A 20,446-nucleotide genomic window follows, 5' to 3' on the forward strand; every position below is an offset into this window, starting at 1 on the left:
CGGACGCGTCCGGCCCTCCGCCCGTTACGGCTTGTCCGTATGACGCCTGGCGCGCAGGGCCAGGCGCAGCCCCAGGCCCGTCTGCGGATCGTCCAGGTCCGTGCCCAGCAGCTGAGCGATACGGGCCAGCCGGTCGTACAGCGTCTGCCGGTTCACATTCAGGTCGCGGGCGGTCTCCGCCTTGCGGCCCGCGCTGGCCAGATAGGCCTCCAGCGTCGGCAGCAGCGGCTGACGGGCACCACGGTCATGGGCGAGCAGCGGCCCGATGGCGCGCTCCACGAAGTCGGTGAGCACCCCCTGTTCGCCCAGCTCGCGCATCCGCCACAGCAGCAGCTCGATGTCCAGGCGGCGCGCGTCGTACCAGGGCGCTTCCGGCAGCCCCTGGGCCGCGGCCGCCGCCTCCGCGGCATGCCGCAGGCCGGGGCCCGCCGCCGCCCAGTCGCCCGGTGTGCCGACCACGACCACCGGACGGTGGGCGGCCGGCCGGTCCAGGCCGGTGCGGACGACTCCGGCGCGCAGCGCGTCGGCGATCCGGCCGGCGAGCGCCTCGCGGTCCTGGCCCGCGCGCAGCGCGACGAGCATCGGGACCCGGCCCTCCACGGGGCGTACGCCGAGGAGCACGGGCACTCCGGGGGCGGCAAGTTCCTCGCGCAGCGCCTGGGCGAGCAGCGCCCAGCTGCCGGGGGAGGGAAGGCCGGCCGGCAGCCGCATCACCACCGGGAGCACGGGGTCCGTGCCGGGGCGGAAGCCCAGCAGGCGGGCCTGGCCGGGCGCCTCGGCGGCGGAGATCCGGCCCTCCGCCAGGTCGGCGAGGAAGTCGCCGCGGCCACGGGCGGCGAGCACTTCCTCCTGGCGGGACTGGAGCATGACGACGGCCAGCAGGTCGGCCGCGCGCTCGGCGGCGATCCGGTGCACCGGCGCCAAGGGGGCGTTGACGGGCAGCAGGACGAGCCGGGCGCGGACCGCGTCCGGGCCGGGGCCTGCCCCGCTCTCCGCTCCGCTGGAGCGGGGAGACCCCCATCCGGGAACGTCGATGCGTACGCCGGTGTCGCGCAGGCCCTCCCAGGCCACCAGCGGATCGGCGTCCGCCGGGCCGTCGTCGGCGTCCGGGCCCGCCGCGTACAGCGGGCTGCCGTCGGGGGCCTCCAGACAGAGCGGGTTGCCGGTGAAGACGGCCAGCAGCCGCAGCACCTCGGGAGCGCCGCCGCCCCGCAGCAGCACATCCGTGCAGCGCCGCAGGATCTCGTCGGCGCGCCGCAGCAGCGCATAGTGGCTGTTGATGATCTCGGTGTGGATCGCTTCGGTGACCGTGACGTACGGGACCTCGCGGTGCAGCTGGATCAGCGGCAGTCCGCAGTCCCGTGCGGCGTCGACCAGCGCGGCCGGCAGGGACGCGAAACGGGACCCCAGTTCCACGACGAGAGCGGCGATCTCGCGGTCCGCGAGCTTACGGATGAAGGCGCGCTGTTCGGACGGCCGGGCACCGAGTCCGAGCCCGGTGGTCAGCAGCAGCTCGCCGCCCTTGAGCAGCGAGGCGATGTGCGGGACCTCGCCCGCGTGCACCCAGCGCACCGGGCGGTCCAGCCGGTCCTCGCCGGCCAGGACCTCCGGCAGACCACGCCGCAGCGCGGGCAGCTCCAGTGCCCTGCGTACCGTGATCTCGGCTTCGATCTTCGCTTCCGGCCCCATGACCTGGAACGGTACCCGTATTCCGCAGTGCGGAGCAGCGCGGTCCGGACGGCACCCCGAAGGGGGGCTAACCTCCGTACGCCCCGCTGGCCGTCAGCCGCAGCGCCGTGTCGATCAGCGGAACATGGCTGAACGCCTGCGGGAAGTTGCCGACCTGCCGCTTGGCCTTGGGGTCCCACTCCTCGGCGAGCAGCCCCAGGTCGTTGCGGAGCGAGAGCAGCTTCTCGAAGAGCTTGCGGGCCTCGTCGACCCGGCCGATCATCGCGAGGTCGTCGGCGAGCCAGAACGAGCACGCCAGGAAGGCGCCCTCCTCGCCCTCCAGGCCGTCCACGCCGAGATCGTCGGCACCGGACGTCGGGTAGCGCAGCACGAAGCCGTCCTCGGTGGACAGCTCCCGCTGGATCGCCTCGATCGTGCCGATGACGCGCTTGTCGTCCGGCGGCAGGAACCCCATCTGCGGGATCAGCAGCAGCGAGGCGTCCAGCTCCTGCGAGCCGTAGGACTGGGTGAAGGTGTTGCGCTCCTTGTCGTAGCCGTTCTCGCAGACGTCCCGGTGGATCGTCTCGCGCAGGTCCTTCCAGCGCTCCAGCGGCCCGTCGACGTCCCCGGACTCGATCAGCTTGACCGTGCGGTCGACCGCGACCCAGGTCATCACCTTGGAGTGCACGAAGTGCCGGCGCGGGCCGCGGACCTCCCAGATCCCCTCGTCCGGCTCGTCCCAGTGCTTCTCCACCCACTGGATCAGCTTGAGCTGGAGCAGCGAGGCGTAGTCGTTGCGCGCCAGCCCCGTCATGTGCGCCAGGTGCAGCGCCTCGGTGACCTCTCCGTAGACATCGAGCTGGAGCTGCCCTGCGGCGCCGTTGCCGACCCGCACCGGACGGGAATTCTCGTACCCGGGAAGCCAGTTGAGGTCGTTCTCGCCCAACTCCCGCTCACCGGCGATGCCGTACATGATCTGCAGGTTCTCCGGATCGCCGGCCACCGCCCGCAGCAGCCACTCCCGCCAGGCCCGCGCCTCTTCGCGGTAGCCGGTGCGCAGCAGGGAGGACAGGGTGATCGCGGCGTCCCGCAGCCAGGTGAAGCGGTAGTCCCAGTTGCGCACGCCGCCGATGCACTCCGGCAGCGAGGTCGTCGGCGCCGCCACGATCCCGCCGGTCGGCGCGTACGTCAGCGCCTTGAGCGTGATCAGCGAGCGCACCACCGCATCGCGGTAGGGGCCGTGGTACGTGCAGTGCTCGACCCACTCGCGCCAGAACTCCTCGGTCGCCTCCAGCGACGCCTCGGGCTCCGCCACGGCCGGCGGCGGCTTGTGGGACGGCTCCCAGCTGATCGTGAACGCGATCCGCTCACCCGGCGAGACGGTGAAGTCGGAGAACGTCGTCAGGTCCTTGCCGTAGGTCTCCGCCTCGGTGTCCAGCCACACCGAATCGGGGCCCGCCACCGCGACCGTACGGTCGTCGATCTTGTGCACCCAGGGCACGACCCAGCCGTAGGAGAACCGCATCCGCAGCTCCGAGCGCATCGGGACCCGGCCGCTGACACCCTCCACGATGCGGATCAGCTGCGGTGCGCCGTCACGCGGCGGCATGAAGTCGATCACGCGGACGGTGCCGCGCGGGGTGTCCCACTCCGACTCCAGGACGAGCGAATCGCCCCGGTATCGCCGGCGGTCGGCCGGTACGGGCCGCCCCCCGGAGCCGTTGACCGGCCCCATCCGCCAGAATCCGTGCTCCTCCGTGCCCAGCAGCCCTGCGAAGACCGCCGGGGAGTCGAAGCGCGGCAGGCACAGCCAGTCGACCGTGCCGTCCCTGCACACTAGGGCGGCGGTCTGCATATCGCCGATAAGTGCGTAGTCCTCGATGCGCCCGGCCACGTGCATCTCCCGTCGAACTGGAGTCACGCCCCCCATGGGACGTATGAATCGGTCCGTCCTGCCCATGAAACGTCGCCGAGCAGCGGGACCGGAAATCGGGCTGGGGGCACCGTCCAGCGGTAGCTGGGGGAGGGTGCTGCCTTCCCGGGCGGCTCGTCGCGAGTGTCCGAGCAGGATACGACGCACGTGGGTGATCCGCGCGCCCCTCGCGAGGAGTGAAGCGGTCCAAACGGGTGGCCTCCGTCACGTGACAGCGTCATCCGGAACCACCGCCGCCGGATTCCCCGTGCGGCCGGACACGACCATGCCGGGTCGCTGATAGCCTGGTACCCCGTGGACCGGTGGGACGCAGATAGATGTCACGGCAGAAGTCACGGCACCCCCGAACCGCAGCGACGGCACCTGAACCCCAGGCCCCACGCCGCTTCGCACCTCTCCACCTCGCGACCACGGGAGCTCCCTCTTGGCCATGCCGCCCACTGCTTCTCGAATGAATGCAGCCACGACGACCAAGCACCTCTTCGTCACCGGGGGCGTCGCCTCCTCGCTGGGCAAGGGGCTCACCGCCTCCAGCCTGGGTGCTCTCCTCAAGGCGCGGGGCCTGCGGGTCACGATGCAGAAGCTCGACCCGTACCTGAACGTCGACCCGGGAACGATGAACCCGTTCCAGCACGGTGAGGTCTTCGTCACCAACGACGGCGCCGAGACCGACCTGGACATCGGCCACTACGAGCGCTTCCTCGACGTCGACCTCGACGGCTCCGCGAACGTCACCACCGGCCAGGTCTACAACACCGTGATCGCCAAGGAGCGGCGCGGCGAGTACCTCGGTGACACCGTGCAGGTCATCCCGCACATCACCAACGAGATCAAGCACCGCATCCGGCGGATGGCGACCGAGGACGTCGACGTCGTCATCACCGAGGTCGGCGGCACCGTCGGCGACATCGAGTCGCTGCCGTTCCTGGAGACGGTCCGCCAGGTCCGCCACGAGGTCGGCCGGGACAACGTCTTCGTCGTGCACATCTCGCTGCTCCCCTACATCGGCCCCTCCGGTGAGCTGAAGACCAAGCCGACCCAGCACTCGGTCGCGGCGCTGCGCAACATCGGCATCCAGCCCGACGCGATCGTGCTGCGCGCCGACCGCGAGGTGCCGACCGCCATCAAGCGCAAGATCTCGCTGATGTGCGACGTCGACGAGGCCGCGGTCGTCGCCGCGATCGACGCCCCGTCGATCTACGACATCCCCAAGGTCCTGCACACCGAGGGCCTGGACGCCTATGTCGTACGGAAGCTGGACCTCCCGTTCCGCGATGTGAACTGGACCCAGTGGGAGGACCTGCTCGACCGCGTCCACAACCCCGACCACGAGGTCAAGGTCGCGCTGGTCGGCAAGTACATCGACCTGCCGGACGCCTACCTCTCGGTCACCGAGGCGCTGCGGGCCGGCGGCTTCGCGAACAAGACCCGCGTGAAGCTGAAGTGGGTCACCTCCGACGACTGCAAGACCCCGGCCGGCGCCGCCCAGCAGCTCGGCGACTGCGACGCCGTCTGCATCCCCGGCGGCTTCGGCGACCGCGGCGTGGACGGCAAGGTCGGCGCGATCACCTACGCCCGGGAGCACAAGCTCCCGCTGCTCGGCCTGTGCCTGGGCCTGCAGTGCGTGGTCATCGAGGCGGCCCGCAACCTGGCCGGCATCGAGGGCGCGAACTCCACCGAGTTCGACCCGGCCGCCGCCGACCCGGTGATCTCCACGATGGCCGAGCAGATGGACATCGTCGCAGGTGAGGGCGATATGGGCGGCACGATGCGACTGGGTATGTACCCGGCCAAGCTCGCCGAGGGCTCCATCGTCCGCGAGGTCTACGACGACCAGCCGTACGTCGAGGAGCGCCACCGCCACCGCTACGAGGTCAACAACGCCTACCGCGGTGAGCTGGAGAAGAAGGCCGGGCTGCAGTTCTCCGGCACCTCTCCGGACAACAAGCTCGTCGAGTACGTCGAGTACCCGCGCGAGGTGCACCCCTACCTCGTCGCCACCCAGGCGCACCCCGAGCTGCGCTCCCGTCCGACCCGCCCGCACCCGCTCTTCGCCGGGCTGGTGAAGGCCGCGGTCGCGCGCAAGACGGGCACCGCGAAGTAACGGACACCGCGGCGGATACGGTTGCCGGGGTACGGCCTCTTCGAGGTCGTGCCCCGGTTTCTGCGTTTGGCATCGGCAACACACAGGAGGACGCGCCATGGCGATCAAGGACACCCCCGAGGAGTGGACGGTCACCGCGACCACGACGCCGTTCACCGGGAACAAGACCAGCGTGCGCACCGACACGGTCGTCATGCCGGACGGCTCCACCGTCACCCGCGACTACCAGGTCCACCCAGGCTCCGTGGCCGTCCTCGCCCTCGACGACGAGGGCCGGGTGCTGGTGTTGCGCCAGTACCGCCACCCCGTGCGCCAGAAGCTGTGGGAGATCCCCGCCGGGCTGCTCGACATCCCCGGTGAGAACCCGCTGCACGCCGCGCAGCGCGAGCTGTACGAGGAGGCACACGTCAAGGCCGCGGACTGGCGGGTGCTGACCGATGTCTACACCACGCCCGGCGGCTGCGACGAGGCCGTACGGATCTTCCTCGCCCGTGGCCTGTCCGAGGCCGAGGGGGAGCGCTTCGAGGTCTCCGAGGAGGAGGCCGACATGGAGCTGGCGCGGGTGCCGCAGGACGAGCTGGTCCGCCGGGTATTCGCCGGTGATCTGCACAACAACTGTCTCGTCGTGGGGGTGCTGGCGCTGACCGCGGCCCAGGGCGGCGAGGGCCTGGACGCGCTGCGGCCGGCCGGTGCCCCGTGGCCGGCCCGCCCCTTCGAGGCCTGAGCCGCCGGACCCGCCGCCCCGTCCGCCACGAGCCGGTCGGATGATCCACCGATCCGATCGGGTGACGCAACCGCCCTGCTCTGCAGGGGAGGTGACGGCCCGTGAACTACGCTCGGCAGCGTTCCGTCCCGGCGGCGGACACGTACGTGCAGGTGGACGGGAGCGTGACCGGTGACGGATCAGGCGGTGGGCGGGGGGCACCTCCCGCCGAAGACGGCGGACGGGCCTGCCATGGCGGCACCCGGACGGCGGGCACCGGGGGCCCGCAGAGACGGCGCCGCCGCCCGCCCCGCCGCTGCTTCCGTCACCGGCGGTTTCGCCGGACGCCGCCGTGAGCTCAAGGCGCTGCACGCCGATATCGCCCGGGCCGGCCTGGACACCCTCTCCGGCCGCAAGGGCACCCGCAGCCGGGTGCTGCTGATCGCCGGCCGTCCCGGCTCCGGACGTACGGCCCTGGCCGAGGAGCTGCTGCACGAGCTGGCGGACGGCCATCCCGACGGAGTGCTGCGGGCCACGCTCACCGGGCCGGGCGGCGAACCGGCCGACACCGGCCGCACCGCGCGGGAGCTGCTGGCCGCGCTCGGCCGGGGCGCCGTGCCGGGGGCCGCCGAGGACGAGCTGACCGAGCAGCTGCGCGAGGCCCTCGCCGGGCGTCGCGCGCTGCTCTTCCTGGATGACGCACCCGGCGCCGAGCAGGTCGAACCGCTGCTCCCGGATGCCCCCGACTGCCTGGTCGTGGTGGTCTCGCAGGGTCCGCTGACCGGCATCTCGGACGTCCGGCCGTGCGCCCTGGGCGGCCTGGACAGCGCGGCCGGTGTCGCCATGCTCAGCCGGTACGCCGGGCCGACCCGGATCACCGTCGACCCGCGCACCGCCGACAGCGTCGCCGAGGAGTGCGGCGGCCAGCCCGCCGCGCTGGTGCTGGCGGGTGCCTGGCTCGCCGCCCGCCCCATGTCCTCGGTCGCCGATCTGTACCAGGCGCTGCACGCCGTCGCGCTGCCCGAGGACCTGCCCACCGGTGCCCGCCCGCTGTACCGCGCCTTCCGGCTCGTCCACGATGCCCTGCCGCCGCCCGCCGCCCGCATACTGCGGCTGATCACCCTGGCCCCGGCCGGTCTCGTGGACGCGCATATCGCCTCCGCCCTGGCCGGCTGCTCGGTGGCGGCGGCGGCCACGACGCTGGACGACTTCACCACGCTGGGCCTGCTGCGGCCGGCCGGCGCCATCGGCGACGGGGCCGCAGCCGGCGAGGGTGCACCTGATCCGGCCCTGCGTCCGCAGTACCGCCTGCCCGGCTGCCTCGCCCCGCTGGCGCGCGATCTGCTGGGGGAACACGAGCGCCCGGCCGACATCCAGCTGGCCCGCGCCCGGATGCTGGAGCGGACCGTACGGCTGCTTCAGTCCTGCCGGGCGATGGCCGAGCCGGCCGATTCCCCCGCCCGGCACAAGGTCGCCGGGCTGCCGCGCTCGCTGCGTTTCTCCTCGAAGGCCGCGGCCGCGCACTGGCTGCACACCCGCCGCGGGGCGCTGCTCGACGCCGCCGCCATCGCCGTCGCGGACGGCGAACTCGACACTCTGGACCGCCGGTTGATGGCCGCGCTGACCCGCACATTGCTCGCCCACCAGGGCCCCGAGGCCGCCGCGCCGGACCTCTATGCGCTGCACACCCTCGTGCTCCGGGTCGCCGAGCGGCGCGGGCTGCCGCGGGAGAAGGCCGCCGCCCTGCTGAACCTCGCGGACCTGGACGGGCAGGCGGGCCGCACCGACCAGGCGCTCACCCGCTACCGGGGTGCGCTGGAGGCGGCCCGCTCGGTGCCGGACCCGGTGGCGACCGGCCGGGCGCTGGAGTCGCTGGGCGGTACGTACACCACGCTGGGTGACTGGCAGCGGGCCGCCGACTGGTACGGCCGGGCGCTGGAGCTACGGCTGGCCCGCGGCGAGAGCGGGGACGCGGCGCGGCTGCAGGGCCGGATCGGCGGGGCGCACACCTACGCGGGCCGGTGGGGTGAAGCGCTCAAGGCCTGGCGGGCGGCGGTCGGCACGTACCGCAGGACCGGCGATGTGGCCGGTCAGGCGCGGGCGACGGGCGAGCTGGCCCGGGTGCAGGAGTACGCGGGGCGGCCCGAGGAGGCGCTGCGGACCTGCCTCGAAGCCCTCGGCATCGCCAGGAAAGCGGGCGACGGACGACTGGAGGCGGCACTGCAACTACGGATTGCGGACACCCTCGAACGCCTCGGGGACCCGGCAGCGGCACGGCTCCATCGGGCCGTGGGGGAGCGTCTCCTCGAAGATCACTCCCAGTAGCCTGCGAAATCGGTGGTGCTTCTCGCAAGAATTAATGCTTTGCAAGGCTAGACAACGAGAGCTCCTTCAATAGACTGGCCGAGCCGCGTTCGGCGCGGTCAGTTCCGTCATGCAACGCATGAGGGGATAATTCCTCCTGCACCCTCTCTTTCAAGGACCGTGATCGACGTGAAGGTCGGCATCCCCCGCGAGGTCAAGAACAACGAGTTCCGCGTGGCTATCACGCCCGCCGGAGTGAACGAACTCGTCCGCCACGGCCACCAGGTCTTCATCGAGAAGGACGCCGGCGTCGGCTCCTCCATCACGAATGAGGAGTACGTCTCCGCCGGTGCGTCCATCCTGGACACCGCCGACGAGATCTGGGGCACCGCTGACCTGCTGCTGAAGGTCAAGGAGCCGATCGCGGAGGAGTACCACCGCCTCCGCAAGGACCAGACGCTCTTCACCTACCTGCACCTGGCCGCCTCCCGGGAGTGCACCGACGCGCTGCTGGAGTCCGGCACCACCGCGATCGCCTACGAGACCGTCGAGACGGCCGGCCGCCAGCTGCCGCTGCTCGCCCCGATGTCCGAGGTCGCGGGCCGGATCGCCCCGCAGGTCGGCGCCTACCACCTGATGCGCCAGGCCGGCGGCCGCGGCGTGCTGCCCGGTGGTGTCCCCGGTGTCCACGCGGGCAAGGCCGTCATCATCGGCGGTGGCGTCTCCGGCTGGAACGCGCTGCAGATCGCCGTGGGCCTCGGCTTCCACGTCACCCTGCTCGACAAGGACATCAACAAGCTCCGCGAGGCCGACAAGATCTTCGGCACCAAGGTGCAGACGATCGTCTCCAACGCCTACGAGCTGGAGAAGGCCGTCGTCGAGGCCGACCTCGTCGTCGGTGCCGTCCTGATCCCCGGCGCCAAGGCGCCGAAGCTGGTCACCAACGAGCTCGTCGCCAAGATGAAGCCCGGAAGTGTTCTTGTCGACATCGCGATCGACCAGGGCGGCTGCTTCGAGGACTCGCGTCCCACCACGCACGCCGAGCCGACCTTCGCGGTCCACAACTCGGTCTTCTACTGCGTCGCCAACATGCCCGGCGCGGTGCCGAACACCTCCACCCACGCGCTCACCAACGCCACGCTGCCCTACATCGTGGAGCTGGCGAACCGCGGCTGGGTCGAGGCGCTGCGCCGTGACCCGGCGCTGGCCAAGGGCCTGAACACGCACGACGGCAAGGTGGTCTACGGCCCCGTCGCCGAGGCGCACGGCCTGGAGCACGTCGAACTGCGCACGCTCCTCGGCTGAGACGTCAACGAAGCGCGTCAACGCTGCATATCCGGCCGGGCCCTGTCGACAGGGCCCGGCCGGTTGCATGCGTGGGGCGCGGAACGCCGCGTTCCGGAACGCCGGTCCCCAACTCGCCGCGAACGTGACCCTTTAGCCGTTTCGCGCACCCCGGAAACTTCGGTCCGACGCCCCTTGCGCCCTTGACATCGAGGGTCCGGTTACCGACACATCGTGCCGGGTCCGGTGGATTGTGTTGCTGCGGACGCCCGACACGCCATAGAGTCGCCAACCGTCGGCATGGTGCCACGCTGACCTATCGATAAAGTTTCCTGGTCACATCCAAGGAGGTAAGACGACTTGTGAATGAGTCGACATTTACTCCCGGAGGTGGTCAACCAGGAGCGGTTGCAGGGGACCAGGGTCCCTCGGGGCGCGAGGCTGTCGGCTCCGTTGCGGTCCACACCTTCGCAGCCCATCAGAGCATTTCCACGACAGCCCACCAGAGCATGGACGGCCATCACGTGAACGCCATGGCCGGCGACCGGGGCAGTGGAGAACCCGCCCGTCTCGCCGACTACGACGACCTGCCCGAGGGGCACTTCTACGATCCGGACGCGGAGTACGAGCCCGACCCCGAATATGCCGCGACGCTCGCGCCGGACGCCGCGCGCCAGCGCCGGGAGCGCGTCGGCCCGACCGGACGTCCGCTTCCCTATTTCCCCATCCCGGGACCGCTGTCCGACCACGGCCCCGCCAAAATCATCGCCATGTGCAACCAGAAGGGCGGGGTCGGCAAGACCACCTCGACCATCAACCTGGGTGCCGCGCTCGCCGAATACGGACGACGGGTGCTGCTCGTCGACTTCGACCCGCAGGGCGCCCTGTCGGTCGGGCTCGGCGTCAACCCGATGGAGCTCGATCTGACGGTCTACAACCTGCTCATGGAGCGGGGCATGGCGGCCGACGAAGTGCTCCTGAAGACCGCGGTCCCCAACATGGACCTGCTGCCCAGCAATATCGATTTGTCAGCGGCAGAGGTGCAGTTGGTCAGCGAGGTCGCGCGCGAGTCGACCCTGCAGCGCGCCCTGAAGCCGCTGCTGGCCGACTACGACTACATCGTCATCGACTGCCAGCCCTCCCTCGGTCTGCTCACCGTCAACGCCCTGACGGCGGCTCACAAGGTCATCGTGCCGCTGGAGTGCGAGTTCTTCGCGCTGCGCGGTGTCGCGCTGCTCACCGAGACGATCGAGAAGGTCCAGGAACGGCTCAACCCCGAACTGGAGCTGGACGGCATCCTGGCGACGATGTACGACTCCCGCACGGTGCACAGCCGTGAGGTGCTGGCGCGCGTCGTCGAGGCCTTCGACGACCACGTCTACCACACCGTCATCGGCCGTACGGTCCGCTTCCCGGAGACCACCGTCGCGGGCGAGCCGATCACCACGTACGCCTCCAACTCCGTCGGCGCCGCCGCCTATCGCCAGCTCGCCAGGGAGGTGCTCGCCCGGTGTCACGCCGAGTGAGTCTGCCGGGAGCCGACGAACTGTTCCGCACCACCGGGGGAGGGGGGCTCCAGCCCTCCAGCCCCCGCCGCTCCGCGAACGGCTCCACGGCGGGCGGCGAGGCGCCCCGGGTACCCGCACCGGCAGGTGAGCCCGCTACGGCGGAGGAGGGGCCGGAGACGGCCACCGCGGTACGGCAGCGACAATCCGGGGGCAGCGGCTGGGACGCCCCGGCGGCGACGGCAGGCGACGGCGGACCGGCCACACCGCCCCGGGTACCCGCGGTCGGCCCCCCGGCCGAGCACGGTGGCCGGGAGAACGACGGCGACGCCGCCAAGGGCCACCGGGCGCAGTCGGGCCAGGGCGGCCAGGCGGCTCCCGACGCGGCCGCGGCGACAGCACAGGCCGGTGGCCAGGGGCGCCGGCGCGGCGGCTCCCGCGGCGCCAACCGCCGTCCCAGCGGCCGGGAGCGGCACGACGAGAAGATCACCGTCTATGTCTCCGCCGAGGAGCTCATGGACCTCGAACACGCCCGGCTGGTGCTGCGCGGTGAGCACGGTCTCGCCGTCGACCGCGGCCGGATCGTCCGCGAGGCGGTCGCCGTCGTCCTCGCCGACCTGGAGTCGCGCGGCGACGCCAGCATTCTGGTGCGGCGGCTGCGGGGGCGCTGACGCCCGGCCCCGGCGCATGCGTGGGGCGCGGCCGGTCCGGCACCGAAGGCTGGCTGCGGGGTGGCCGCTCGCCGTGGTGGCGGCGCTTTCCTGTGGAGGATGCCGTGAGGGCGTGGGGGCGTGCGGGCGTGGTGCTCTGATGCCGAAGCGGTGCTGAAACGTCACGCCGCGCGGGACCGGCCGCGTGGGGGTCGGCGCTCGGGCGGTGCCGCGGGATAGCCTGCCTCCTCGGCGGGTTGTCCCGCCCGTGACCAGCCCGTCGCCCCCGGCACGGGACCACAGCACCATGGACCGACCGCGATGCCGACGACCGACGACGACGCCCCCGCGACCCGCGCCCGCAGACCTCTCGGGCGCGGGGCCGCCGCGGGGCCGGTGGCACCGGACGCCCCGACACTGGACGACGGCACCCCGGACACCCCCGAGGACACCCCTGATGCCTCTCCCGGCGGAGAGACGGCCCCCGGGGCCGGTGACGGCACGTTCACCCTCCGGCTGGAGAACTTCGAGGGCCCCTTCGATCTCCTTCTGCAGTTGATCTCCAAGCACAAGCTGGACGTCACCGAGGTCGCGCTGTCGAAGGTGACCGACGAATTCATGGCGCACATCCGGGCCATGGGGCCGGACTGGGATCTGGACCAGACCACGGAGTTCCTGGTCGTCGCCGCGACGCTGCTGGATCTGAAGGCGGCCCGGCTGCTGCCCGCGGCCGAAGTGGAGGACGAGGCCGATCTCGCGCTCCTGGAGGCCCGTGATCTGCTCTTCGCCCGGCTGCTGCAGTACCGCGCCTACAAGCGCATCGCGGACATCTTCAGCGGCCGGCTGGCCGACGAGGCCCGGCGCCATCCCCGTACGGTCGGGCTGGAACCGTACCTCGCCGAGCTGCTGCCCGAGGTGGTCATCAGCACCGGAGCGGAGGGGTTCGCCAAGCTCGCGGTGAAGGCGATGCAGCCCAAGGCCCGGCCGCAGGTCTATGTCGACCACATCCATGCGCCGCTGGTGAGCGTGCGGGAGCAGGCCGAGGTGCTGATGGCGCGGCTGCGGGAGGCGGGTGAGGCCGGCTTCCAGGATCTGTGCGCGGACGCACCGGACACCCTCACCGTCGTGGCGCGCTTCCTGGCCCTGCTGGAGCTCTACCGGGAGCGGGTGGTGGTCCTGGAGCAGGACGAGGCCCTGGGGGCGCTCACGGTGCGGTGGACGGGCGCGGAGGGGGCCGAGCCGGTGGTCACGGACGAGTTCGACCGGGAACCGGGGCAGCGCGCCGACGGGGCGGAGCAGGGAGAGCACACAGCGAAGGAGCGGGCATGAGCGGCGTGGCCGGCAACGGGGCGTACGACATCACGGAGGCGGCGTCCGGTCCGGGCGCGGCCGCGGGGGAGATCGCGGGGGAGCGGTCCGAGGCACCCGCCGGGGCGCTGGGCGTGGCCGAGCTGGCGCTGAAGCCCGCGCTGGAGGCGGTCCTCATGGTCGTCGACGAGCCCGCGACCGAGGAACACCTGGCCAGGGTGTTGCAGCGGCCCCGCCGGGCGGTCGCGCTGGCGCTGCGTGAGCTGTCCGAGGACTACGCCCGCCAGGGGCGCGGTTTCGACCTGCGCCTGGTGGCCGGGGGCTGGCGGTTCTACTCCCGTGCCGCGTACGCGGACGCGGTGGAGAGCTTCGTCCTGGACGGGCAGCAGGCCCGGCTCACCCAGGCGGCTTTGGAGACTCTGGCCGTGGTCGCGTACCGTCAGCCGGTCAGCCGTTCCCGTGTCTCGGCCGTACGCGGCGTGAACTGTGACGGTGTGATGCGCACGCTCCTCCAGCGCGGCCTGGTGGAGGAGGCGGGGACGGAACCTGAAACAGGTGCGATCCTGTACAGGACGACGAATTACTTTCTGGAGCGGATGGGCCTGCGCGGCCTGGACGAGCTCCCTGAGCTCGCACCGTTCCTCCCGGAGGCGGAGGCGGTCGAGGGCGACTCCCCGGAAGGTATCCCGTCGTTCGACGTAGACGACAGCGGCGACTCTCAGACGGATCATTGATGCGAAGCAGCGGCAGGAACAACAGGGACAGCGGCCGGGGCGACCACCGCGGCGCCGGTGGGGGCACCCCGCGCCCGAAGGCCGGGGGGAAGAGGGACGACAAGCAGCGCTCGGGCCGTCCCCGTCCTGAGGAGCGCCGCTACGACGTGGGCGGATCCGGCGGCCCCGGGGGTTCCCCGGACCGCAAGGACGAGCGCGGCGGTGCCAAGAGCGGTGGCTCCAAGAGCGGCGGTCCCAAGAGCGGCGGCGCCCGTGGCGCGGCGGCCCGTGGCGGCGCCAAGGGCGGCCCGCGTACCGGCGCCGCGTCCAAGGGATCTGGCCCCGGCGCCAAGGGCGGCCCGCAGCGCGGCCGCAGCCAGGCGCCCGCACGGCCCCGTGAGTACGACGCCCAGGTGGAGGAGCGCAACCGCGCCCGCCACGACAAGCCGCAGGTCAAGACGCCCAAGACGTTCGGCGACCAGGAGGGCGAGCGCCTGCAGAAGGTGCTGGCCAGGGCCGGTATGGGCTCGCGGCGGGCCTGCGAGGAACTGATCGAGCAGGCGCGGGTCGAGGTCAACGGCCAGATCGTCATGGAGCAGGGCGTCCGGGTCGACCCGGAGAAGGACGAGATCAAGGTCGACGGCCTGACGGTCGCCACCCAGTCGTACCTCTTCTTCGCGCTGAACAAGCCGGCCGGTGTGGTCTCCACCATGGAGGACCCGGACGGCCGCCAGTGCCTGGGCGACTACGTCACCAACCGGGAGACGCGGCTGTTCCACGTCGGCCGGCTGGACACCGAGACCGAGGGCATCATCCTGCTCACCAACCACGGCGAGCTGGCCCACCGCTTGACGCACCCGCGCTACGGCGTCAAGAAGACCTACCTGGCCGCGATCCAGGGCCCCCTCCCGCGCGACCTGGGCAAGCAGCTCAAGGACGGCATCCAGCTGGAGGACGGCTACGCCCGCGCCGACCACTTCCGGGTCGTGGAGAACACCGGCAAGAACTACCTCGTCGAGGTCACGCTCCACGAGGGGCGTAAGCACATCGTGCGCCGGATGCTGTCGGAGGCCGGCTTCCCGGTCGACAAGCTGGTGCGGACGAGCTTCGGCCCGATCGCCCTGGGCGACCAGAAGTCGGGCTGGCTGCGCCGGATGACCAACACCGAGGTCGGCATGCTGATGCGCGAGGTCGAGCTCTAGGTGCCGTACCGGGGGGAACTCCCCCTGGGACCGCAGGGAATGCCGGCAGGCCGTACGGCAGGCAAAGGCCTTGCGGCGGCGTCGCACCACCCCTTAATGTCACCATGACGTTAAGGGGTGGTTTTTTGATGATGTCCACGGGGTCCGCCGCTACCGGCTCGCTGATCGGGCTCGCTCTCGGTGACGCGCTCGGCTTTCCCACCGAGTTCCACGATGTGCCGTCGATCCTGGCCAAGTGCGGCCCCTGGCGGCAGATGGCGCTGCCCGATCCCGCCTTCGTCACCGACGACACCCAGATGACGCTGGCACTGGGCCGCGGGCTGCGCACCGCCATGGGGCACGGCGGCCTCACGCCGGCCGGTCTCGTGGGCCCCGTGCGCGAGGAGTACGTCGCCTGGTGGCGCTCGCCCGACAACGACCGGGCGCCGGGCGGGACGTGCCTGAGGGCCTGTGAACTGCTCAGTGACCGGGACCTGCCGTGGGCCGGGGCCGCCCAGATGGGGTCGAAGGGCTGCGGCGCCAATATGCGGGTCGCGCCGATCGGGCTGGCGCCGGGGCTGAGCCCCCGGCAGCGCTCCGGCGCCGCGCAGCTGCAGTCCGCGCTGACCCATGGGCACCCCACCGCGCTGGCCGCCAGTGACCTGACCGCCTACGCCGTACGCGCCCTCGCCGACGGCGCACCGCCCGCCGAGCTGCCCGGCCGGCTGCGGGCGTACGCCGAGGACCACCGCACCGTCTACCCGGAGGACTGGCTCGGCGACCTGTGGCGGCGGGGCCAGGACCCCTCCGCGACGGCCTTCGCCGCCCGCGGCTGGGACGAATGTCTCGGTGTCCTGGACCGGCTGGACGCGGCGCTCGGCGCCCCGGACCCGGAGGCCGACCCCTGCCTGGCCACCGGCGCCGGCTGGATCGCCGAACAGGCGCTGGCCACCGGCCTGCTGTGCTTCCTGCTCTTCCCCGGTGAACCGCTCACCGCGCTGCGCCGGGCCGCCTGCACCTCCGGCGACTCCGACTCGATCGCCTGCCTCACCGGCGCCTTCGCGGGTGCCCACCTGGGCGCCGGCGCCTGGCCCGAGGAGTGGGCCTCCCGTATCGAGTACCGCGAGGAACTGCTGGCACTGGGGGAGGCCTGGGACGCCTGAGGCCCTGACGGGGCCTCAGCCGAGCGCCGATGCCCGCCGGGCCCGGAAGAGGAAGTCGGCCACCCGGCCCCGGTCCGGCTCGGCCGGCAGCGGCGAGCCGGACACCGCGGCCTCCGCCTCCTCGGCCAGCTGCGCCATCCGGCGTTCGACGGTGTCCCAGGCCACCTCACCGCGCCGGACCGCCAGCAGCTCCTCCCGGTCCTGCCCGACGTCCAGGGTGAGCCGGCCGGTACGGAGCAGATCGCGGGACGAGGCCAGCAGCCGCAGCAGATGCATGGCGTGCTTCCAGCGGGGCGCGCCGTGCTGCCGTACATCGGCCCGCAGCTGCTTGAGCTGGCCGCCCGCGTAGCCCGTGAAGGTGCGGTGGGCCTGCCGGGACAGGAAGGCGTCGCGCAGCGCGAGCAGTTCCCGGCCGGTGGCGTCGATCCGCTCGACCAGGGGGGAGTGCAGACACTCCAGGATGGTGGGGTTGGCGCGCAGGGCCAGCTGGCAGAACCGCTCCAGCTCCCAGGAGAACTCCTCCTCGCGCGGTCCCTCCACATGGGTCGGCGGCTTCTCGAAGCCCCAGAAGAGCGGGGTGGGCGCGAGGTACACCCCGCGCCGGTCGGTGTCACTGGTCTCCGTGGCCAGACCGAAGGCGCGCGAGCCCATCACACAGGCGTAGACGGTGTGCTCGGCGACCAGGGTGTGACCTTGGGCGGCTTCGGACATGGCGGCGATTGTCGCTGGTGGGATGGCGAATGTCACCAGGTTTTGAAAGCGGAATATTGAACTCCGGCAGTGCGCTCACCGTCGGTGGGCGGCCGGTCGCGACGCGCGGAGGCGGCCGGCCGCGTCGCGCAGGGACCGCCGCCCGTGCGCCCCCCGGCGGCCCCGGCCGTCTCGCCGACCGGCCGCCGCGTACGGATTGTCGGTGCGGCTGGTTACGCTGATCAGTGCGCGCACAGGTGCGTGACGCGGCACAGAACGCAAGGGGAGCAGCGACGTGGCGGTACGAGCGGTCCGCGGGGCCGTCCAGCTGGAGCGGGACGATGCGGAGCACATGCAGCAGCAGGTCGGCGCACTGCTCACCGCCCTCCTCGAACGCAACGGCCTGCGCGCGGACGACCTGATCAGTGTCTGGTTCACCGCCACCCCCGATCTGCACAGCGACTTCCCGGCCGCCGCCGCGCGCGCCCTGGGCATCACGGACGTGCCGCTGATCTGTGCCCAGGAGCTGGACGTCACCGGCGCCATGGAGCGCGTGGTGCGGGTGCTCGCCCATGTCGAGACCGATCTGTCCAAGGCCGGGATCGCCCATGTCTACCTCGGCGCGGCCGGGGCGCTGCGAAAGGACATCGCGCAGTGAGGAGCGCACTCGTCATCGGAACGGGCCTGATCGGCACCTCCGCCGCGCTGGCGCTGAGCGCCCGCGGCGTCCAGGTCTTCCTGGAGGACCACGACCAGGCCCAGGCCCGCACCGCCGCCGCGCTCGGCGCGGGCACCACCGAGCCGCCCCCGGGCCCGGTCGATCTGGCCGTCGTGGCCGTGCCGCCGGCCCATGTCGCGGCGGCGCTGGCCGATGCCATACGGCGCGGGGCGGCCCGCGCCTACCTCGACGTCGCCAGCGTCAAGGGCGGCCCGCGCCGCGAGCTGGAGGCGATGGGCTGCGAGCTGTCCGGCTACCTCGGCACCCACCCGATGGCCGGCAAGGAGCGCTCCGGCCCGCTGGCCGCCACCGCCGACCTCTTCGAGGGCCGGCCCTGGGTGCTCACCCCGACCCGCGACGGCGACACCGAGGTGCTCAATCTCGCACTGGAGCTGGTCGCGCTGTGCCGGGCCGTCCCGGTGGTGATGGACGCGGACGCGCACGACCGCGCCGTCGCCCTGGTCTCGCACACCCCGCAGCTGGTCTCCAGCCTGGTGGCCGCCCGGCTCAAGGGCGCCGACGAGACCGCCGTACGGCTCTGCGGCCAGGGCATCCGCGATGTGACGCGGATCGCGGCCTCCGATCCGGCGATGTGGATCGACATCCTCTCCGCCAATCCGGGCCCGGTCGCCGATGTGCTGGGCGAGATCGCCGCCGACCTGGACGAGACCGTACGGTCCCTGCGTGCCCTGGAGTCCGCCGACGACGCGAAGCGCGGCGGTGGCGCCGGCGGCATCGAGGACGTGCTCCGCCGCGGCAACGCCGGGCGGGAGCGGGTGCCCGGCAAGCACGGCGCCGCCCCGGCCACCTATGAGATCGTCGCCGTGCACATCGGTGACCAGCCCGGCGAGCTGGCCCGGATCTTCGCCGACGCCGGCCGGGCCGGGGTCAACATCGAGGACGTCCGCATCGAGCACGCCACCGGCCAGCAGGCCGGCTTCATCCAGCTCATGGTCGAGCCGCAGGCCGTTCCGGGGCTGACCGCGGAGCTGCGGGAGCGGGGCTGGTCGATCCGGCAATGACACCGTGGACGGCGCCGTGCGGGTGAGCCAGTAACCTTGTCCGAGGCCCATGTGGCCCTTGGACCCCCGCCCCGTGTACAAGAAAGGTGTTCGTCACCGTGGAAACCGCCGCTCGGACCGCCCCGGCAGCAGTGATTGTCGCCATCGACGGCCCCGCAGGCACGGGCAAGTCCAGCACGTCCAAGGCCGTCGCCGCCAAGCTGGGCCTCGGCTACCTCGACACCGGCGCCCAGTACCGCGCGATCACCTGGTGGATGCTGACCAACGGCATCGACGTCGACGACGCGATCGCGGTGGCCGACGCCTCCGCCAAGCCCGTGATCGTCTCCGGCACCGACCCGGCCGCCCCGACCATCACGGTCGACGGCCTGGACGCCGCGGGTCCGATCCGCACCCAGGAGGTCACCGCCGCGGTCAGCGCCGTCAGCGCCGTGCCCGAGGTGCGGACCCTGATCACCGATCTGCAGCGCAGCATCGCCGCCGAGGCGCCGAACGGCATCGTCGTCGAGGGCCGGGACATCGGCATCACCGTCCTGCCCGACGCCGACCTCAAGATCTTCCTCACCGCCTCCCCGGAGGCGCGGGCGGCCCGCCGCAGCGGCGAGCTCAAGGGCAAGGAGGCCGGTGACCTGGCCGCCACCCGCGAGGCGCTGATCAAGCGGGACGCCGCTGACTCCGGCCGCAAGACCTCCCCGCTGGCCAAGGCGGACGACGCCGTCGAGGTCGACACCACCGAGCTGACGCTGGAGCAGGTCATCGAGTGCGTGGTCACCCTCATCGAGGGCGCCGGCGCCGAGAAGGCAGGGCGGGTCGCCCGGTGACCGACAGCGGCGGGGCCCCGAGCGAGGCGGGCGCCGCGGTCGGCCGGCGGATCGGCATCGGCCTGATGTACGGGCTGTGGCGGCCGCGGGTGCTGGGCGCCTGGCGGGTGCCCTCGGCCGGCCCGGTGATTCTTGCGGTCAACCACTCGCACGGCATCGACGGCCCGATGCTGATGGGCACCGCGCCGCGGCCGGTGCACTTCCTGATCAAGAAGGAAGCCTTCGTCGGCCCGCTGGACCCGTTCCTGCGGGGCATCGGGCAGCTGAAGGTGGACCGCGAGACCACCGACCGCAAGGCGATCACCGACGCCCTCGGAGTGCTGGACCAGGGCGGAGTGCTGGGGATCTTCCCGGAAGGCACCCGCGGCGAGGGCGACTTCGCCTCCCTGCGGGCGGGCCTGGCGTACTTCGCGGTGCGCTCCGGCGCCCCGGTGGTGCCGGTGGCGGTGCTCGGCAGCACGGAGCGGCACAGCAGGCTGACACCGGCCGTGCCGCCGCTGCGCTCCCGCGTCGATGTCGTCTTCGGTGACGCCTTCGAAGCGGGCGAGAGCGGCGGCCGGCGCACCCGTAAGGCGCTCGACGAGGCGACCGTACGGATCCAGGAGCGGCTGACCGCCCACCTGGCGGCGGCCAGGCGCCTGACCGGGCGCTGAAGAGACTTGAGTAGTGGGCCGCGGAC

At 72.3% G+C, this 20,446-nt stretch carries 17 protein-coding genes; 14 read left to right on the forward strand and 3 right to left on the reverse strand.

What is annotated here, in order from left to right; all coding sequences use genetic code 11:
• Window positions 1–24: 24 nt before the first annotated feature.
• Both D9V36_RS33675 and D9V36_RS33680 read right to left on the reverse strand, forming a co-directional pair.
• Window positions 25–1,689 (reverse strand): PucR family transcriptional regulator, encoded by a 1,665-nt coding sequence (locus D9V36_RS33675; RefSeq protein WP_129297088.1) that lies wholly within the window; start codon window positions 1,687–1,689, stop codon window positions 25–27.
• Window positions 1,690–1,756: 67 nt separating this feature from the next.
• Window positions 1,757–3,568, reverse strand: coding sequence for a glycoside hydrolase family 15 protein (locus D9V36_RS33680; protein ID WP_129298868.1), 1,812 nt, complete (start codon window positions 3,566–3,568; stop codon window positions 1,757–1,759).
• 463 nt (window positions 3,569–4,031) lie between these two features.
• Between D9V36_RS33680 and D9V36_RS33685 the strand changes: the two genes are divergently transcribed.
• The 10 genes from D9V36_RS33685 to D9V36_RS33730 all read left to right on the forward strand — a co-directional run bounded on the left by D9V36_RS33685 (window position 4,032) and on the right by D9V36_RS33730 (window position 16,516).
• Window positions 4,032–5,705 (forward strand): CTP synthase, encoded by a 1,674-nt coding sequence (locus tag D9V36_RS33685; RefSeq protein WP_129297089.1) that lies wholly within the window; start codon window positions 4,032–4,034, stop codon window positions 5,703–5,705.
• A gap of 97 nt (window positions 5,706–5,802) precedes the next feature.
• The gene (locus D9V36_RS33690; protein ID WP_129297090.1) at window positions 5,803–6,429 is read left to right on the forward strand and encodes an NUDIX domain-containing protein; all 627 of its coding nucleotides are present in this window, start codon (window positions 5,803–5,805) and stop codon (window positions 6,427–6,429) included.
• Window positions 6,430–6,600: 171 nt separating this feature from the next.
• Window positions 6,601–8,733 carry a tetratricopeptide repeat protein gene (locus D9V36_RS33695; RefSeq protein WP_241721135.1) on the forward strand — a complete coding sequence of 711 codons (2,133 nt, stop codon included), beginning with the start codon at window positions 6,601–6,603 and terminating at the stop codon, window positions 8,731–8,733.
• A 168-nt stretch (window positions 8,734–8,901) separates the two neighbouring features.
• The gene (gene ald, locus D9V36_RS33700; RefSeq protein ID WP_129298870.1) at window positions 8,902–10,017 is read left to right on the forward strand and encodes an alanine dehydrogenase; all 1,116 of its coding nucleotides are present in this window, start codon (window positions 8,902–8,904) and stop codon (window positions 10,015–10,017) included.
• 488 nt (window positions 10,018–10,505) lie between these two features.
• The gene (locus D9V36_RS33705; protein WP_129297091.1) at window positions 10,506–11,522 is read left to right on the forward strand and encodes a ParA family protein; all 1,017 of its coding nucleotides are present in this window, start codon (window positions 10,506–10,508) and stop codon (window positions 11,520–11,522) included.
• A complete protein-coding gene (locus D9V36_RS33710; protein WP_241721136.1) occupies window positions 11,507–12,172 on the forward strand; it encodes a hypothetical protein in 666 nt (221 codons plus the stop codon). The genes D9V36_RS33705 and D9V36_RS33710 overlap by 16 nt, the downstream gene beginning before the upstream one ends.
• Before the next feature lie 300 nt (window positions 12,173–12,472).
• Window positions 12,473–13,480, forward strand: coding sequence for a segregation and condensation protein A (locus tag D9V36_RS33715; RefSeq protein WP_129297092.1), 1,008 nt, complete (start codon window positions 12,473–12,475; stop codon window positions 13,478–13,480).
• A complete protein-coding gene (gene scpB / locus D9V36_RS33720) occupies window positions 13,477–14,193 on the forward strand; it encodes an SMC-Scp complex subunit ScpB (RefSeq protein WP_241721137.1) in 717 nt (238 codons plus the stop codon). The genes D9V36_RS33715 and scpB overlap by 4 nt, the downstream gene beginning before the upstream one ends.
• Window positions 14,193–15,374 carry a pseudouridine synthase gene (locus tag D9V36_RS33725; protein WP_129297093.1) on the forward strand — a complete coding sequence of 394 codons (1,182 nt, stop codon included), beginning with the start codon at window positions 14,193–14,195 and terminating at the stop codon, window positions 15,372–15,374. The genes scpB and D9V36_RS33725 overlap by 1 nt, the downstream gene beginning before the upstream one ends.
• 128 nt (window positions 15,375–15,502) lie before the next feature.
• The gene (locus D9V36_RS33730; protein ID WP_431357721.1) at window positions 15,503–16,516 is read left to right on the forward strand and encodes an ADP-ribosylglycohydrolase family protein; all 1,014 of its coding nucleotides are present in this window, start codon (window positions 15,503–15,505) and stop codon (window positions 16,514–16,516) included.
• A gap of 15 nt (window positions 16,517–16,531) precedes the next feature.
• Here the strand turns inward: D9V36_RS33730 and D9V36_RS33735 are convergent, their stop codons facing one another.
• Window positions 16,532–17,227, reverse strand: a complete 696-nt coding sequence (locus D9V36_RS33735) for a nucleotidyltransferase domain-containing protein (RefSeq protein ID WP_129297094.1) — start codon at window positions 17,225–17,227, stop codon at window positions 16,532–16,534.
• 274 nt (window positions 17,228–17,501) lie between these two features.
• Here D9V36_RS33735 and aroH point away from each other — a divergent pair, with 274 nt between their 5' ends.
• From aroH to D9V36_RS33755, 4 genes are all read left to right on the forward strand, one after another.
• The gene (gene aroH, locus D9V36_RS33740) at window positions 17,502–17,864 is read left to right on the forward strand and encodes a chorismate mutase (RefSeq protein WP_129297095.1); all 363 of its coding nucleotides are present in this window, start codon (window positions 17,502–17,504) and stop codon (window positions 17,862–17,864) included.
• The gene (locus tag D9V36_RS33745) at window positions 17,861–18,946 is read left to right on the forward strand and encodes a prephenate dehydrogenase (protein WP_129297096.1); all 1,086 of its coding nucleotides are present in this window, start codon (window positions 17,861–17,863) and stop codon (window positions 18,944–18,946) included. The genes aroH and D9V36_RS33745 overlap by 4 nt, the downstream gene beginning before the upstream one ends.
• An 86-nt stretch (window positions 18,947–19,032) precedes the next feature.
• Window positions 19,033–19,767 (forward strand): (d)CMP kinase, encoded by a 735-nt coding sequence (gene cmk / locus D9V36_RS33750; RefSeq protein ID WP_129297097.1) that lies wholly within the window; start codon window positions 19,033–19,035, stop codon window positions 19,765–19,767.
• On the forward strand, window positions 19,764–20,420 hold the full coding sequence (locus tag D9V36_RS33755) for a lysophospholipid acyltransferase family protein (protein ID WP_129297098.1): 657 nt from the start codon (window positions 19,764–19,766) through the stop codon (window positions 20,418–20,420). Before cmk ends, D9V36_RS33755 begins: the two co-directional genes overlap by 4 nt.
• Window positions 20,421–20,446: the final 26 nt, after the last annotated feature.

It is taken from the genome of Streptomyces lydicus, assembly GCF_004125265.1.
GTDB classification, from domain to species: Bacteria; Actinomycetota; Actinomycetes; order Streptomycetales; family Streptomycetaceae; genus Streptomyces; species Streptomyces lydicus_C.

Coding starts and splice junctions, on each gene's coding strand:
- D9V36_RS33730 (WP_431357721.1), top strand. CDS start 15,503: ATGATGTCCACGGGGTCCGCCGCTACCGGCTCGCTGATCGGGCTCGCT.
- D9V36_RS33680 (WP_129298868.1), bottom strand. CDS start 3,568: ATGCACGTGGCCGGGCGCATCGAGGACTACGCACTTATCGGCGATATG.
- D9V36_RS33735 (WP_129297094.1), bottom strand. CDS start 17,227: ATGTCCGAAGCCGCCCAAGGTCACACCCTGGTCGCCGAGCACACCGTC.
- D9V36_RS33705 (WP_129297091.1), top strand. CDS start 10,506: ATGGACGGCCATCACGTGAACGCCATGGCCGGCGACCGGGGCAGTGGA.
- D9V36_RS33685 (WP_129297089.1), top strand. CDS start 4,032: ATGCCGCCCACTGCTTCTCGAATGAATGCAGCCACGACGACCAAGCAC.
- D9V36_RS33690 (WP_129297090.1), top strand. CDS start 5,803: ATGGCGATCAAGGACACCCCCGAGGAGTGGACGGTCACCGCGACCACG.
- D9V36_RS33715 (WP_129297092.1), top strand. CDS start 12,473: ATGCCGACGACCGACGACGACGCCCCCGCGACCCGCGCCCGCAGACCT.
- D9V36_RS33725 (WP_129297093.1), top strand. CDS start 14,193: ATGCGAAGCAGCGGCAGGAACAACAGGGACAGCGGCCGGGGCGACCAC.
- D9V36_RS33675 (WP_129297088.1), bottom strand. CDS start 1,689: ATGGGGCCGGAAGCGAAGATCGAAGCCGAGATCACGGTACGCAGGGCA.
- scpB (WP_241721137.1), top strand. CDS start 13,477: ATGAGCGGCGTGGCCGGCAACGGGGCGTACGACATCACGGAGGCGGCG.